General features: G+C 40.1%; 14 protein-coding genes. 10 read left to right on the top strand and 4 right to left on the bottom strand.

The window, feature by feature from the left end:
- Positions 1-18 precede the first annotated feature (18 nt).
- From GFH32_RS15875 to GFH32_RS15830, 10 genes are all read left to right on the top strand, one after another.
- Positions 19-2,445, top strand: coding sequence for a 3-hydroxyacyl-CoA dehydrogenase/enoyl-CoA hydratase family protein (locus GFH32_RS15875; protein ID WP_153512522.1), 2,427 nt, complete (start codon positions 19-21; stop codon positions 2,443-2,445).
- A 143-nt stretch (positions 2,446-2,588) separates the two neighbouring features.
- Complete coding sequence (locus GFH32_RS15870; RefSeq protein WP_153512521.1) at positions 2,589-2,948, top strand: four helix bundle protein; 360 nt, start codon at positions 2,589-2,591, stop codon at positions 2,946-2,948.
- Between the two features lie 33 nt (positions 2,949-2,981).
- A complete protein-coding gene (locus GFH32_RS15865; protein WP_153512520.1) occupies positions 2,982-4,154 on the top strand; it encodes an acetyl-CoA C-acyltransferase in 1,173 nt (390 codons plus the stop codon).
- A 35-nt stretch (positions 4,155-4,189) separates the two neighbouring features.
- On the top strand, positions 4,190-5,983 hold the full coding sequence (locus GFH32_RS15860) for an acyl-CoA dehydrogenase family protein (RefSeq protein WP_153512519.1): 1,794 nt from the start codon (positions 4,190-4,192) through the stop codon (positions 5,981-5,983).
- A 78-nt stretch (positions 5,984-6,061) separates the two neighbouring features.
- Positions 6,062-7,495 (top strand): phytoene desaturase family protein, encoded by a 1,434-nt coding sequence (locus tag GFH32_RS15855; RefSeq protein ID WP_153512518.1) that lies wholly within the window; start codon positions 6,062-6,064, stop codon positions 7,493-7,495.
- A complete protein-coding gene (locus tag GFH32_RS15850; RefSeq protein ID WP_153512517.1) occupies positions 7,495-8,406 on the top strand; it encodes a TIGR01777 family oxidoreductase in 912 nt (303 codons plus the stop codon). The genes GFH32_RS15855 and GFH32_RS15850 overlap by 1 nt, the downstream gene beginning before the upstream one ends.
- 15 nt (positions 8,407-8,421) lie before the next feature.
- Positions 8,422-9,678, top strand: a complete 1,257-nt coding sequence (locus GFH32_RS15845; protein WP_153512516.1) for a YeiH family protein — start codon at positions 8,422-8,424, stop codon at positions 9,676-9,678.
- A gap of 160 nt (positions 9,679-9,838) precedes the next feature.
- Positions 9,839-10,273 (top strand): lipocalin family protein, encoded by a 435-nt coding sequence (locus GFH32_RS15840; RefSeq protein WP_153512515.1) that lies wholly within the window; start codon positions 9,839-9,841, stop codon positions 10,271-10,273.
- A gap of 258 nt (positions 10,274-10,531) precedes the next feature.
- The gene (locus GFH32_RS15835) at positions 10,532-11,068 is read left to right on the top strand and encodes an RNA polymerase sigma factor (RefSeq protein WP_153512514.1); all 537 of its coding nucleotides are present in this window, start codon (positions 10,532-10,534) and stop codon (positions 11,066-11,068) included.
- A complete protein-coding gene (locus GFH32_RS15830) occupies positions 11,068-11,709 on the top strand; it encodes a hypothetical protein (RefSeq protein WP_153512513.1) in 642 nt (213 codons plus the stop codon). Before GFH32_RS15835 ends, GFH32_RS15830 begins: the two co-directional genes overlap by 1 nt.
- A gap of 33 nt (positions 11,710-11,742) precedes the next feature.
- Here GFH32_RS15830 and GFH32_RS15825 read toward each other — a convergent pair whose 3' ends face one another.
- The 4 genes from GFH32_RS15825 to GFH32_RS15810 all read right to left on the bottom strand — a co-directional run bounded on the left by GFH32_RS15825 (position 11,743) and on the right by GFH32_RS15810 (position 15,465).
- Positions 11,743-12,309 (bottom strand): nitroreductase family protein, encoded by a 567-nt coding sequence (locus tag GFH32_RS15825; RefSeq protein WP_153512512.1) that lies wholly within the window; start codon positions 12,307-12,309, stop codon positions 11,743-11,745.
- 77 nt (positions 12,310-12,386) lie between these two features.
- Entirely contained in the window at positions 12,387-13,640 is a 1,254-nt protein-coding gene (pepT, locus tag GFH32_RS15820) for a peptidase T (protein WP_153512511.1), read from the bottom strand.
- Positions 13,641-13,670: 30 nt separating this feature from the next.
- On the bottom strand, positions 13,671-14,447 hold the full coding sequence (locus GFH32_RS15815) for a DUF4197 domain-containing protein (protein ID WP_153512510.1): 777 nt from the start codon (positions 14,445-14,447) through the stop codon (positions 13,671-13,673).
- 166 nt (positions 14,448-14,613) lie between these two features.
- Positions 14,614-15,465: an endonuclease/exonuclease/phosphatase family protein gene (locus GFH32_RS15810; RefSeq protein ID WP_153512509.1), complete on the bottom strand. Its 852-nt coding sequence runs from the start codon at positions 15,463-15,465 to the stop codon at positions 14,614-14,616.
- Between the last annotated feature and the right edge of the window lies 1 nt (position 15,466).

Genomic DNA, 15,466 nt, shown 5'->3' with positions numbered 1-15,466 from the left:
ATAAAAAAATAAGAAGATATGAATAGACATATTAAAAGAGTAGCTGTATTAGGATCCGGGGTAATGGGATCGCGAATTGCTTGCCACTTTGCTAATATAGGTGTGGAGGTTTTATTATTGGATATTGTTCCACGTGAGCTTTTGCCTGCCGAAGAGGCCAAAGGCTTGACCTTCGAGAGTCCAGTTGTTCGCAATCGTATTGTAAACAGCTCATTGGACACGGCTATCAAGTCGAATCCAGCGCCTTTATTCAGCAAGTCTTTTGTAAAGCGGATTTCTACTGGAAATTTCGAGGATGATATGCATAAGATTGCGCAGGTAGACTGGGTTATTGAAGTTGTTGTAGAACGGTTGGATATCAAAAAATCAGTTTTCGACCAAGTCGAGAAATACCGCAAGCCAGGGACGTTGATTACATCAAATACCTCAGGTATACCAATCCATTTAATGGAGGAAGGACGTTCGGAAGATTTTAAAACCCACTTTTGTGGAACCCACTTTTTCAATCCACCACGCTATTTACAATTATTAGAGATAATCCCAACGCCAAACACCAAGAAAGAAGTTGTTGATTTCTTAATGGAGTTTGGAGATGAGATGTTAGGTAAGACAGTAGTTTTATGTAAAGATACACCAGCATTTATTGGTAACCGTATCGGTGTTTACTCTATGCTTGCACTTACGCACTTAGTGGAGAAAATGAACCTGACGGTTGAAGAGGTCGATAAATATACTGGCCCTGCAATGGGACATCCTAAATCGGCAACCTTCCGTACGGCAGATGTTGTTGGTTTAGATACGTTGGTCAATGTTGCGAATGGTCTTGCTCAGAACGCTCCCAATGATGAGGCAAAAGGCGTATTTCAATTGCCTGCCTTTATCACCAAAATGGTAGAAAATAAGTGGTTAGGTGAGAAAACAAAGAAAGGCTTTTACGAGAAAGTGAAGGATGCAAATGGGAATTCCGAAATCCTTTCATTGAACTTAAAGACTTTTGAATTTGGAACACAGCAAAAGGTTAAATCTGCTACATTGGAGGCAACGAAAGCCGTAGAAGACATTCGTAAAAGAATGAAAGTCTATGAGCAAGGTACAGACAAGGCTGCAGAACTGTTCCGTGCAATGCATTATCCTTTGTTTGAATACGTTTCTAAACGTGTTCCAGAAATTACTGACGATTTCTTCCGTATCGATGACGCTATGCGTGCAGGATTCGGTTGGGAAATTGGTCCATTCGAAGTATGGGATGCACTAGGCGTTCGAGAAACGATTGAAAAAATTAAGAAAGAAGAGAAACGTCTTCCAGGTCAAGATGGTGAAGTCGCTAGTTGGGTTCATGATATGTTAGCCGCAGGATTCGAATCGTTTTATAAAGTAGAAAATGGCGTTCGTCACTTCTATGATATTGCTTCCAAATCGTACAAACCTATTCCAGGAACGGAAGATTTGATCGTCTTGGATCATATCCGAGATACAAAAACAATCTGGAAAAATTCCGGGGTGTCTATTATCGACTTAGGTGATGGTATTATCAATTGTGAATTCCATACAAAGATGAACACAATTGGTGGTGATGTCATTCAGGGGATCAATAAAGCGATCGATTTAGCCGAAAAAGAATATCGCGGATTAGTGATCAGCAATGATGGTAAAAACTTCTCCGCTGGAGCTAATATCGGAATGATCTTCATGATGGCAGTAGAGCAAGACTACGATGAGTTGAACATGGCAATCCGTATGTTCCAAAATACCTCTATGCGCATACGTTATTCATCAATTCCAGTGGTTGTTGCGCCATTCCAATTGGCACTAGGTGGTGGATGTGAGTTTTCTATGCACGCTGATTTTGTTCAAGCGCATGCGGAAACCTATATGGGTTTAGTGGAATTTGGAGTTGGAGTTATCCCAGGTGGTGGAGGCTCGAAAGAGTTTGCTTTGCGCGCATCGGATGAATACAAAGAGGATCAGATTACACAAAATACGTTGAAAGATCGTTTTCTTACTGTCGGACAAGCGAAAGTATCTACTTCAGCAGTAGAGGCGTATGAACTTGGTTATTTGGAAAAAGGTAAATATGCAATTACGATGAATCGTGCGCGACTGTTAGCGGATGCGAAAGCGAAAGCTATCGAGTTGGCCGATGAAGGTTACATCCAACCAGCACCAAGAAATGATATCAAAGTGCTGGGTAATCAAGGTTTAGGGATTGTATACGTTGGAGCTTCTTCTATGCGTGCCGGGAATTACATCTCCGATCATGACAAGAAAATTTCTGAGAAATTAGGTTGGGTCATGTGTGGCGGTGATTTGTCCGCACCAACAGAAGTATCCGAGCAATACCTTTTAGATCTTGAAAGAAAAGCATTCCTAGAGCTTTGCGGCGAGCGCAAAACTTTAGAACGTATTCAACATATGTTGACCAAAGGGAAGGCTTTGAGGAATTAGCATTAGTATTTAGTATTGAGTAGTAGGTATTTAGATCTAAGCAGTCTATAAATATTAATAAAATGTTGTTTTGGGAGTTAAGATAAAGTCTCATCAGCTTTTTAGCTTAGGAATAAAAGCACACTATACAATACTAAATATAAATGCACGATTATAAGCGGTTGAAAATATGGCAAAAAGCTATCGAATTAGTGTCTGATATTTATAAGGTCACTTGCCTTTTTCCGAAAGGAGAGCAATTTAATTTGATTAGTCAAATAAATAGGGCAGCGGTATCCATCCCTTCCAATATTGCCGAAGGGGCAGGAAGAAATTCGAATAAGGAATTTATCCAATATTTGTCAATAGCACATGCGTCGACATACGAAGTAGAAACACAGTTAATAATATCGAGAAATTTAGGCTATTTAGAACAGGAAGACTTGTCAGGAATACTTTGCAACTTATATGAAGTTCAGAAAATGAACTATGCTTTGCAAAAGAAACTACGTCAATCAGTCTAACTTCTAAATACTCATTACTAAATACTATAAAAAATGGAAGCATACATTGTAGCAGGATTTCGTACAGCGGTGGGCAAAGCCCCAAGAGGTGGTTTTCGCTTTATGCGTGCCGATGATTTGGCGGCCGATGTCATCAAACATCTGGTGGGATCTGTTCCAAATTTAAATAAAGAGGAAATCGACGATGTGATCGTCGGCAATGCGATGCCTGAGGCGGAGCAAGGTTTAAATGTCGCTCGTCTAATCTCTTTAATGGGATTGGAGACGGACAAAGTCCCTGGGGTGACGGTAAATCGTTACTGCGCGTCAGGATTAGAAACGATTGCAACAGCAACAGCAAAGATTAAAGCTGGAATGGCGGATGTTATTATTGCTGGGGGTGTTGAAGTGATGTCTGGGATGCCTTTTGGAGGATGGAAGATTGTCCCGAATCCTGTGGTAGCGAAGGAAAATCCTGATTGGTACTGGGGAATGGGTTTAACAGCTGAAGCTGTTGCGCATGACTTCAACGTTTCACGTGAAGATCAAGACGCCTTCGCCTTGAAATCTCATCAGAAAGCAATCGCAGCCATTCAAAATGGTCATTTAAAAGATGGAATTGTACCGATTACGGTTAAAGAAAACTACTTGAAAGATGGCAAAATGGCAACTCGTGAATATGTCGTTGATACGGATGAAGGTCCTAGAGCGGATAGTACATTAGATGCTTTAGCGAAATTAAGACCGGTATTTCAAGCGGATGGTTCTGTAACTGCGGGTAATTCTTCGCAAACATCCGATGGGGCAGCGTTCGTTTTGTTGATGTCTGAGCGAAAAATGAATGAACTTGGTCTTAAACCTATTGCTAAGTTGATCAGCTATGCTGTCGCTGGTGTTCCTCCTCGAATTATGGGGATTGGTCCAATTTACGCTATTCCAAAAGCTTTAGAACAAGCAGGACTGAAAAAGGAAGATATTGACTTGTTCGAATTGAATGAGGCTTTTGCATCGCAATCACTAGCGGTTATACGTGAGTTAGGATTGCCAGAAGAAAAAGTTAATGTGAACGGTGGTGCAATCGCATTAGGACATCCACTAGGATGTACCGGTGCTAAATTAACGGTTCAAGTTCTAAACGAATTGAAGCGTCAAGATAAAAAATATGGTATGGTGACTATGTGTGTTGGTACCGGTCAGGGTGCTGCAGGTATTTTCGAGTTACTATAAAATTGAAAGAAGTATTAGACTTAAAATAGAATACGATGTCTGAAGAAATTAAAAACAAAGCAATTAAAGGTGGTGAGTTCGTTATCAGAGAAACACCTTATACGGATATATTCATTCCTGAAGAGTTCGACGAAGAGGCGCAAATGATTCGCCAGACTTGTGTAGACTTTTTAGATACTGAAGTATTAAACAAATTAGATCGTATTGATGCGCAAGAGGAAGGTTTAATGCAAGGTCTGATGGACAAAGCGGGTGAGTTGGGCATGCTTGGCGTATCTATTCCAGAGGAATATGGTGGCTTCGGTAAAAGCTTCAACACTTCAATGCTTGTTGCAGATGCTGTAGGTGGTGGTTTTTCTTTCGCAGTAGCCCTGTCTGCACATACAGGAATCGGAACATTGCCTATTCTTTATTACGGAAATGCAGAGCAGAAAGCGAAGTATATTCCAAAATTAGGTACAGGCGAATGGAAAGCGGCATATTGTTTAACAGAGCCGAACTCAGGATCAGATGCCAACTCTGGCCGTACATCCGCGAAATTAAATGCAGAAGGAACACATTATCTGATCAATGGTCAAAAGATGTGGATTACAAATGGTGGATTCGCCGATATATATATCGTATTTGCAAAGATTGATGACGATAAAAATCTAACAGCTTTTATTGTTGAGAAGGACTTTGGCGGAATAACGATGAACCCAGAAGAGCATAAATTAGGGATTAAAGGTTCTTCAACTCGCCAGATTTTCTTTAATGACTGTGCGGTTCCGGTAGAGAACATGCTTTCTGAACGTGAAAATGGATTTAAAATCGCCGTAAATATTCTAAATATCGGCCGCATTAAGCTTGGTGCAGCTACGATTGGATCTGCACGTTCGGTATTATCCACAGCAATTAATTATGCTAACGAACGTGTACAATTTAATTTGCCGATATCAAAATTTGGAGCGATTCGTTATAAGATGGCAGAATCAGCGATTCGTTTGTTTGCCAATGAGTCTGCGGCTTATCGCGCGGGACAGAATATCGATGATGCATACGATGCATTAATTGAAGGGGGCATGGATCAAGCAAAAGCAAAATTGAAATCGGTAGAACAATTTGCGATTGAATGTGCGATCATCAAAGTGTGGTGTTCAGAGATGTTGGATTACGTAGTAGACGAGGGTGTTCAAATTTACGGAGGTATGGGCTATTCAGCTGAAGCGCCAATGGAGCGTGCTTATCGTGATGCACGTATTAATCGAATCTTTGAAGGCACAAACGAAGTAAATCGTCTATTAGTAGTTGATATGTTATTGAAGCGTGCAATGAAAGGAGAAATCGACTTAATGGGACCAGCGACTGCCGTTGCGAGCGAGTTAATGTCAATTCCTGATTTCGGAGAAGAAGATGAAACAGCTTTTGCTACAGAAAAGAAAATTATCGCTAATCTAAAGAAGACAGGTTTGATGATTGCAGGAGCTGCTGTTCAGAAATTAATGATGTCGCTATCCAAGGAACAAGAGATTCTGATGAATATCTCCGATATTATAGGTTATGTATATGTTGCTGAGTCTGCTTTGCTACGTGCAGAGAAATTACATTACAGCGTAGGAGGTGATAAAGCGGCTTATGCGGCAGACATGGCTAAAGTATATTTATATTCTGCCGTTGATAAAGTAAACATTGCAGGAAAAGAAGCGTTATATTCTTTCGCAGAAGGGGATGAGTTAAACATGATGTTAGTCGGCTTACGTCGCTTTACGAAAGCACAGCCATTCAATGTCAAAGAGGCTCGTCAGCGCATTGCGAAAAAGCTTATTGAAGAAAATAAATACTGTTTCTAGTATTAAGGTTGATTATGGAGAAGCCCCGAGAGATCGGGGCTTTTTTCTTATCTTTATAATTCAACAAAGACAACCAATTTGGATGCATACGATGCCATAGTTGTAGGATCTGGGCCAAATGGCTTTGCCGCTGCAATATTACTTCAGCAACAGGGTTTGAAGACGCTTCTGATGGAAGGAGCGGATACCCTAGGTGGTGGAATGCGAACGAAGGAGCTTACTCTTCCTGGTTTCAAACATGATATTTGTTCGGCCGTACATCCTATGGCGCTTGCGTCGCCCTTTTTATCTTCGCTTCCCTTAGAGCAGCACGGTTTAAAGTTTATTTATGCTCCTTACGAGGTTGCTCATCCTATAGATCCTAAACATGCTGCAATACTACATCGGGATTTAAAACATACTGCCGAACTTCTTGGAAAGGATAGTAGGGCTTATCAAACTCTTTTTCAACCGTTCGTTGATCAATGGGAAGAATTGGCTAACGATATACTCGGCCCGTTAAGAATTCCGAGAAACCCTTTATTAATGGCAAAGTTTGGTTTGAAGGCATTGCCTTCAACTTCAAGCATTGCGAAGACGTTTAAAACGGAAGAAGCAAAAGCACTGTGGGCAGGACTTTGTGCACACGGCATTCAACCGCTAGATAATCTTACTACAGCAGCTGTCGGGATGGTTTTAGGAACGATAGGGCATCGATACGGCTGGCCAATGATTCAAGGGGGCTCCCAGGCACTAGCAGATGCGCTAGCGTCTTTATTTAGGGCAATCGGAGGCGAAGTACAGACTGGCATATGGCTAGAAGATATGGCACAACTACCGAAGCATCGTGTCTTGCTCTTGGACTTAACCCCGAAACAGTTATTGGCAATTAAAGGTTTAAATCTCAGAAGTGGATATCGAAATCAATTGTCTAGGTATCGACAAGGTATGGGGGTGTTCAAGATGGACTGGGCATTGTCTGATCCTATTCCTTTTCATAATCCTGAAGTCGGAAAAGCCTCGACAGTACATCTGGGAGGAACATTGGAAGAGATTGCTTCCGCTGAGTATCTAACCGGCTTAGGAAGAATACCAGACAGACCTTATGTTTTACTTTCACAACAAAGTGTATTTGATCCTTCGCGAGCACCTGAAGGGAAACAAACAGCTTGGGCTTACTGTCATGTTCCACATGGATCAACAGCCGATTGTTCGCAGATTATTGAAAACCAGATTGAACGATTTGCTCCAGGATTTAAGGATACGATTCTTGCAAGACATAGTTTCAATACACAGCAGATGGAAAGTTATAACCCTAATTATGTTGGGGGAGACATCAATGGCGGATTGATGGATTTGGGACAGCTCTATACACGACCAAATTTCTCTTTAACTCCCTATAGAACCTCCAATAGCAAGGTATACTTAACGTCCTCATCAACTCCTCCAGGTGGAGGAGTACACGGTATGTGTGGTTTCCACGCAGCAAGGATCGCATTAGCGGATCATTTCCAAATTAAGGTAACTCTATAATGGCAAAAATTGTATTAGCAGGCGGGACGGGTAATTTAGGACATTTACTCCTTCCTTATTTTAAGGAGAAAGATGATCAAATTGTCATCCTTTCTAGGAAGAAAATGATAAAACATCACCCAGGCGTCGAATTCATAGTCTGGGATGGCCTGACTGAAGGTGATTGGACAAAGTCTCTCGATGATGCCGATGTTTTGATTAATCTTTCTGGCGCTTCGATAAATCGGAGGTTTAATAGGAAAAATAGAGAAATACTTTATAATTCACGAATACAGCCAACGAAGCTCTTGGCAAAAGTAATCGAAAGACATTCGAATCCGCCCAAGTTATGGGTTAATTTCTCGGGGGTCTCTATTTTTAATGGAGCAAGTGGTCTTCAAGATGAAGAAAGTGTTGCATACGGGAAAGATTTCTTAGCGAAACTGACGCAAGATTGGGAGGCTGCATGTCTGCATTCCTCTACCCCAAATACGAAGAAAGTTATCCTCCGTATGAGTCCCTTGTTATCAAAGAATTCAGGGATATTGGAAGAATTAATACCATTAGCAAAGTTAGGCCTTGCTGGGACAATTGGATCGGGTAATCAAATGATGCCCTGGATTCATGAGGAAGACTTTGTTCGATTAATCGATTGGATAATACGACAAGAGGACCCAGCAGAGATTTTTCACGCTTGCAGCCCAAATCCTGAAACGAATAAGCATTTCATGGAAGTTTTAAGAAAAGCAGTAGGTCGGTCATTTGGGTTGCCACTGCCTACTCCGCTAGCAAAACTAGGAGCGTTAGTAAAAGGTACAGATTCCAGTTTACTGCTAGAAACAGTGCCTGTAACAACAATTGTTACGCTAAAAAACGGCTTTAAATTTAATTTTCCCTATCTTCATGACGCTATAAAAACTTTGATAAAATAATCAGTTTAAACTTTCATGTCTAATAAATCATTTGCTTTGTCGGAAGATTGGGTAGTTGTAATCCTTGGTCTTACGATTATTATTCTTGCTCTTTCAGGAGTTATTATTCCTAAACCATCATTTACTTGGGCTAATGTTGAAGATCTAAGTGCTAAAGTGCTTAGCCTTGAAAATCTAAAAAGTATCGGTGCTCAATTTGCTTTAGTTTATGTCACTGCGATTGCTGGTGCACTCTTACTCGGTAAAAACCTTAAATCTTTACTTATTGTATTTCCAATCGTTATGATACTTACGGTATTTGCGTTGATACTTGCAGGGAATGAATCAGTAAAGAACTATAATCTAGAAGCGGTAATATTTTCATTGGCGATCGGCTTGATCATCAGCAATTGTTTTAAGCTGCCCCAATGGTTTAAAGATGCATTAAGCACAGAACTCTATGTTAAGATAGGTTTAGTTTTACTTGGTACTACTGTCATTTTTGGGGATATCTTAAAAGCAGGTATGCTGGGATTAGTCCAAGCACTTTTGGTGGTTGTGTCCGTTTGGTATTTTGCTTATTGGGTTTGTCGAAAGCTTAAGATTGATAAAGAGATGTCCTTAATGCTTTCAAGTGCCGTGTCTATATGTGGTGTTTCCGCCGCGATAGCAACGTCAGGTGCAATTAAAGGGGATAGTAAAAAACTCTCGTATGTAATATCGTTGGTATTGATTACTGCAATTCCGATGATGATCTTTATGCCTTATATCGCTGAATGGTTAAATCTTTCGCAAGAAGTCACAGGAGCTTGGTTAGGTGGAAGTATTGATACTACTGGAGCAGTTGTTGCATCCGGATCCTTAGTAGGTGAGCGGGCATTGGAGATAAGCACGATTGTGAAGTTTTCTCAGAATGTATTATTAGGAATTGCGGCCTTTTTTATCAGCGTATATTGGAGTTATTCCAAATCCGTTGATGATGAAACAAAGAAGGATAAGCCTACATTAAAATTGATATGGGAGCGGTTCCCTAAATTTGTTATAGGATTTGTATTCGTGTCCTTGTTGTTTTCATTTGTCGTTACTCCGGAGGCCAATGCGATGGTAAAAGATAGCTTAAAAAGCATTCAAGGCCTTTGGTTTGCACTAGCGTTTACATCGATTGGATTAGAAACAAACTTTAAAGATCTTTTTAAACAAGATAATAAAAAGCCGCTTTATGCCTTCTTAATTGCCCAAACATTCAATATCATAGTCACTTTGATTATTGCAATGGTTCTTTTTAATAGTTAAGCGAAAAATGTAATGAAATATAGAAGGGGAAGCCGATGGTTATCCCCTTTTTCTGTGTCTAGGCGTGCCTATACTCGTAAAAATACCGATTGCTCGGTATTGTCATGCATGGAGCGTTTCGATAGTTTTACTTCATTATTAAACCCTAAATGGTAATGAAATGAAAGTAATAAATCTTCTAATAATGCTCAGCATGCTGTGTGTTTTTTCCTCTTGTGATAAAGATGATGAGGAAGGCGAGAGCTCGCCAATTGTAGGAACTTGGCAAGTGGTTAACTATGAGCGAAAGACTGGTGTGAATGGTACTTGGGCTGCGGTAAGTGATTTAAGCTGCAGAATGCAAGAAAGGCAAACCTATGGTCAGGGCGGACAGTTTTCTCAGATTTCAGGTGCATGTTCAGGCTCTACCGCTGGAATTAATGGAACTTGGAAACTATCTTCTGATCAAAGTAGTATCACCTATACGTATACAAACTATTCGGGGGAATATGTTCGTAAGGTTGAAAGACTGAATGACAGTGAATTAGTCATTTCTTGGGACTCAGGAAGTACTACAGGAGCCTACTTTAGAGCAAGTTATAGAAAAGCTAATTAGACCGATCAATAACGTTGATAAAGGTAAGATGTTAGTTTTATAGCATTTTACAAGCATGCCAAACGGTGTTCGGTTCAATATTTACTAGAGCAAAAGGGGTTGTACACCGATACGATCCCTTTTTTTATTCATGTAGGATGAAGATTATGCTGCTTGATTCGAATGTGTGGTAATTGGCCAAATACTTATAAGACAATTTGTGAATTAATTTATGGAATTATGTACCTTGAATCATCTTATAGGTGAAGGCACACAAGTATGAACGAGAAAGAGCTGCTACAACACTACAAACAAACAGGCAATCTGGATAGCCTGGGGAAGTTATATTCCCCTTATATGTCGCTGCTGTATGGTGTTTGTTTTAAATACCTTCAGGATGCAGACCAGAGCCAAGATGCTGTCATGCAAATATTCGACGAGTTAATTGTGAAACTGCGCAATTACGAGGTCGATAACTTTAAGAGCTGGCTATATGTCTATGCGCGTAATTATTGTTTAATGCAATTACGTAAAGATAAGCAAGTTACAAAAGTTGACATCGAGGATCATCTCTATGAGAGTGAGCAGCAGCTAAATTATAAAGAGGAGAAGCGTTGGGAAGAACAGGATTTTAGTAAGTTGGAGACTTGTATGGCTGGTTTAGTGAATGAACAGGAGCAATGTATCCGTTTATTCTATTTGGAACAGAAGTGTTATAAAGATATCGTCGATTTGACTGGTTTTGACTTGTCAAAGGTGAAGAGCTATATTCAGAACGGGAGACGAAATCTAAAAATTTGTATGGAGAAGAAGTAATGGAAAATAATTATCAATTATCTAGAATTCATAATTACGTCATGGGTCTCATGAGTAGAGAGGAGATGTATGAGATGGAGCGCGAGGCGTTGAACGATCCTTTCTTACAAGATGCAATTGATGGATATAAATTACAACAAGGGGTAGACGCGCATCAATTAAGTCTTTTGCAACAAAGACTGGCGCAGCGCTTAGAAACAAAAGGGGCAGAGCGTGACAAACGTTTTTATGGATGGCAAAGACTTACGATTGGTACTGCTGCAGCGGTATTGTTCTTAACTGCCTGTTCTTTGGTGTTCTTTAAATATTTAATTCATCAGGATCGGGAGAAGACGAATGAGGTGATGTTAATGGAAGAGCAATTGCGCTTAACGACAAGTGCTCAAGAAGGTTCTGATGCCGTACCATTGCAAGGCTGGGATATGTTTAACGAGGAATTGAATGCCGAATTAAGAGATATTGTAGGAGAAGGAGAAATTGCTGTTGAATTTCAATTAGATAGTGGTGAGGCAAGTGATATCAAGTTTGTGAAAAACACGAATAATACGATGGCAATTACAATAGCTAATTTTCTTCAAGAAAAGGTTCGATGGAAAGGGAAAGTGGGAAAATTGGATATACGTTTAGATTCAAAAAAATAGGTGCTCAGATGAGCACCTATTTTTTTTTAGGAATTATTCTTCCCATCTAATCTTTTCTTCAATTGATGAGCGAACTGGTTCGCGTTCTTCTGATTGATGATGACCTAAATAAAAGAAACCAATACACTTCTGATTTGGCTCTAAATTTAAAAACTGCCCAATATGATTGATTAGGCCTGGGGAAGCCCAGTAGCCACCAAGTCCAATGGAATGTGCAGCAAGCCACATGTTTTCTACGGCAGCAGCTGTAGCACATAACTCTTCCCACTCCGGAAGTTCACCTGTATAGTTGACAATAATAGCAATAGCCGCTTTTGATTGCGTTGCTTTTTTCGCCATATTCTGTTCCGTTGCTTCCGTGTATTTCTCTGCCGGCGTAACGCTCTTATAAATGCGTGCTAGCTCGTCTCCAAGGCGTACTAAACCTTCATTGCGGAAAATAGTAAAGCGCCATGGTTGAGTACGTTTGTGTGTAGGGGCAGCATTAGCAGCTTCCAAAATGGTTAATATATCTTCTCGGCTAACTTCTTGATCTGTAAAAGAAGCTTGGAATACCGATCTTCTTGTCTGAATTGCTCTTAATATTTCGTTGTTTTGCATATCTTAGTTTGTACTGTGAACTCGGTTAAAGATAGAGAATTACAATCTTATTATCTGTCTTTACTTCGTCATTTCAATTAAGCGACTTCTTCCCAAAGTGCAGCAATATGTAATATCGTTAAGACGGCTTTTTGCATATCTTGTACCGAAACCCACTCTTGTTTTCCGTGAAAAGCATGTCCGCCGGCAAAGATATTCGGACATGGCAAACCCATGAACGATAATCTAGATCCATCAGTACCGCCACGAATACTACGTTTTTCTGCCTTCATGCCTGCTCGCTCAATAGCAATCATCGCAATATCGACAACACGCGGGTAGTTATCCAACACTTCCTTCATGTTGCGGTATTGTTCGTTTATTGTGAAGGTATAACTTGCGCCCGGATACTGACTAACGACAGCCTTGGTGATACTTTCTAATTCCGCCTCGTGAGTAGCAAGTTTGCTAGTGTCATGGTCTCTAATGATAAAATCAATTGTTGCTTCCTCAACAGAACCGGACATGTTCACAGGATGAACAAAACCCTCTTTTCCAGAAGTTGTTTCTGGCGACAATCGGTCTTTTGGAAGACTATCAATAAGATTTGAAGCAATTTTTAATGCATTAACCATCTTATTTTTGGCATAACCAGGATGAATAGAGATCCCGTCAATTTTAATACGAACCCCGTCTGCTGAAAAGGTTTCATCCTCTAACGTTCCGGCACGCTCACCGTCCATCGTATAGCCGAATTCAGCCCCTAGTTTCTTAATATCGACTTCATCGACACCTCTCCCAATTTCTTCATCGGGAGTGAAAAGAATTTTAATATCGCCATGTTTAATCGCAGGGTTTTGCATTAAAATGCGCGCAGCATCCATAATCTCTGCAACACCAGCTTTATCGTCGGCGCCTAATAAAGTCTTGCCGCTAGCCGTAATCACATCGTTGCCGATTTGATCCTTTAGATCGGGGTGTTCGGATAAGCGGATAATGATTTTATTATCATCAGGAAGAACTAAATTCTGACCTTGGTAATTCTTGTGAATTAAAGGCTTAACATCTGTACCCGAAGAGTCAGGGGATGTATCGACGTGCGAACAAAAACAAATGACAGGGACTTTCTTCTCTGTATTTGAAGGAATTGTAGCATATACATAACCTTGTTCGTCCAGATGTGCGTCTGATATGCCCAGAGACAGTAGTTCTTCGACTAACAAACGACTTAGATCTTTTTGTTTTAAAGTAGAAGGTACAGTCTTAGAGTTTACATCAGATTGTGTGTCAATCTGAACGTATCTAGTGAAATTTTCAGCAACCTGAAAATCTCTAATATCATTAATTTCCATAAAGGCAAATCTACAAATTTATTAGGGATCTTATTTTTGTTGATCAGCCCAACCAAATACTTTATTTAGGATGTTTGTATTTCTAGATCCTCCAAGATTCTGACGGATCTTCAACTCTTGATCGGCTACTTTTACAAAAAGACCACTGATAGCGCGTTGTGTAACGTAAGAGGTTAAATCTGTTTCAATCTTATTGCCCAACGGTAATTTGTTGTATGCTGAAGTTAACTGATTCCAATAGGTGGAGACATTGTTTTTGCCCATTGCCGATTGGATGATTGGACTAAACTTGGACGACAGTTCTGCTGTTGTACTTTTCTTGAAGAATTGCGTTGCTGCATCCTGTTGACTGCTTAAAAGGATATTAAACGCATCCGTAACCGTCATTCTAGATAGTGAATTGACAAAAACGGTAGAAGCTTCTTTTACTGCTGTTTCTGCAGCTCGGTTCATGCTGGTGATAAATTGGTCACAAAGACTCCCCATTCCGACGGCGCGTAATGCCGACTCCACTTTCTTCGCTTCATCAGGCATCAATATCTTTACTGCGGCATCCCCAAGGAAACCATCTTTAAGCGATAAAACACGAATACTTTCATTTAAGCCATTGTTAAGTGCTTGTTTTACACCTTGACTAGCTTCGGTTTGCGTGATTGTTCCTGTACTACCAGTCGGTGTAGTGGTGGATCCAGTGCCTGTAGTACCTGTACCTTGTGGAGGAAGTGTAAAACCACCAGTGTTTAAACTTTCACAACCAGATAGGAAAAGCACTGACGCACCTAGTATTATTTTGAATGAATTCTTCATAGTTCTATTTTTTTGTAAAAATATAGATGTTTAACCATCCGAAGGGCGAAAAGGTTTAAGATGTGAGTAATTTTTCGATTCCATTAAAAATGAATCAATCTGTAATAGACCAAAAAAAAGGAGCCTATAATGAATAGGCTCCTTTACTTTAATATTTAAAATTTTATTATTTCCAACTTAAAGTAGTCGCGACAGGGAAGTGGTCTGACGGAAATCTACCAAGATAGGTATCTGTCAAGACGCCATACTTTAATACTTTAAATGGTTTAGTAATAAAGATGTGATCTATGCGTCCTTTTGCTTTAATATCTTTTCCCCATGCATTAAATGTTGAGTTTGGCTCATAGATGATAGGTGATAAATCGTACACATCCTGAACGACATCACTTTTAGCTAATGTGAAATAAGCGGGATTGTTTTCATCAACATTGAAATCTCCAGTGACGATTAAAGGCAAATCTTTCGCAAATTCCTTAGCTTTCGATAACATCAACTTGGCACTCTCTACGCGTGCTTCCGTTCCAATGTGGTCAAAATGTGTATTCATGAAAATGAATTTCTTGCCATTGGTTTTGTCTTGAAACACGCCCCAAGTACAAATGCGAGGTAAAGCGGCATCCCATCCTTTATTAGGCTTCTCGGTATCCGTTCCAGATAACCAGAATGTACCATTCTTCAGTACTTTGAAGCGCTTGGCATTGTATAAGATTGCTGAGTGTTCTCCTTTGTTGGAACCGTCATCACGACCAACTCCAACATATTGAAAATCTGGAAGTCCAGCAAGCATGTCGTCTAGTTGTTCTTTGAACGCTTCTTGAACGCCAAAGATGTCGAATTCATGATATTTAATAAGGTTGTTTACGGCAGTTTTTCGTACGTCCCAAAGGTTCCCCGTATCCGCTTTTGTTTTCATCCGGATATTGAAGGTTGCAACGTTAAATGTTGCAACTTTAAACTTTTGAGCATAAGAAAAGCTGATAAATAATAATAAGGTAAGGCTGATTAGGATTCTTTTCATT

The organism is Sphingobacteruim zhuxiongii, from assembly GCF_009557615.1.
Classification (GTDB): Bacteria; Bacteroidota; Bacteroidia; order Sphingobacteriales; family Sphingobacteriaceae; genus Sphingobacterium; species Sphingobacterium zhuxiongii.
Note: the sequence above shows the minus strand (reverse complement) of the source record. Positions and strands in the feature narration are given on the sequence as shown.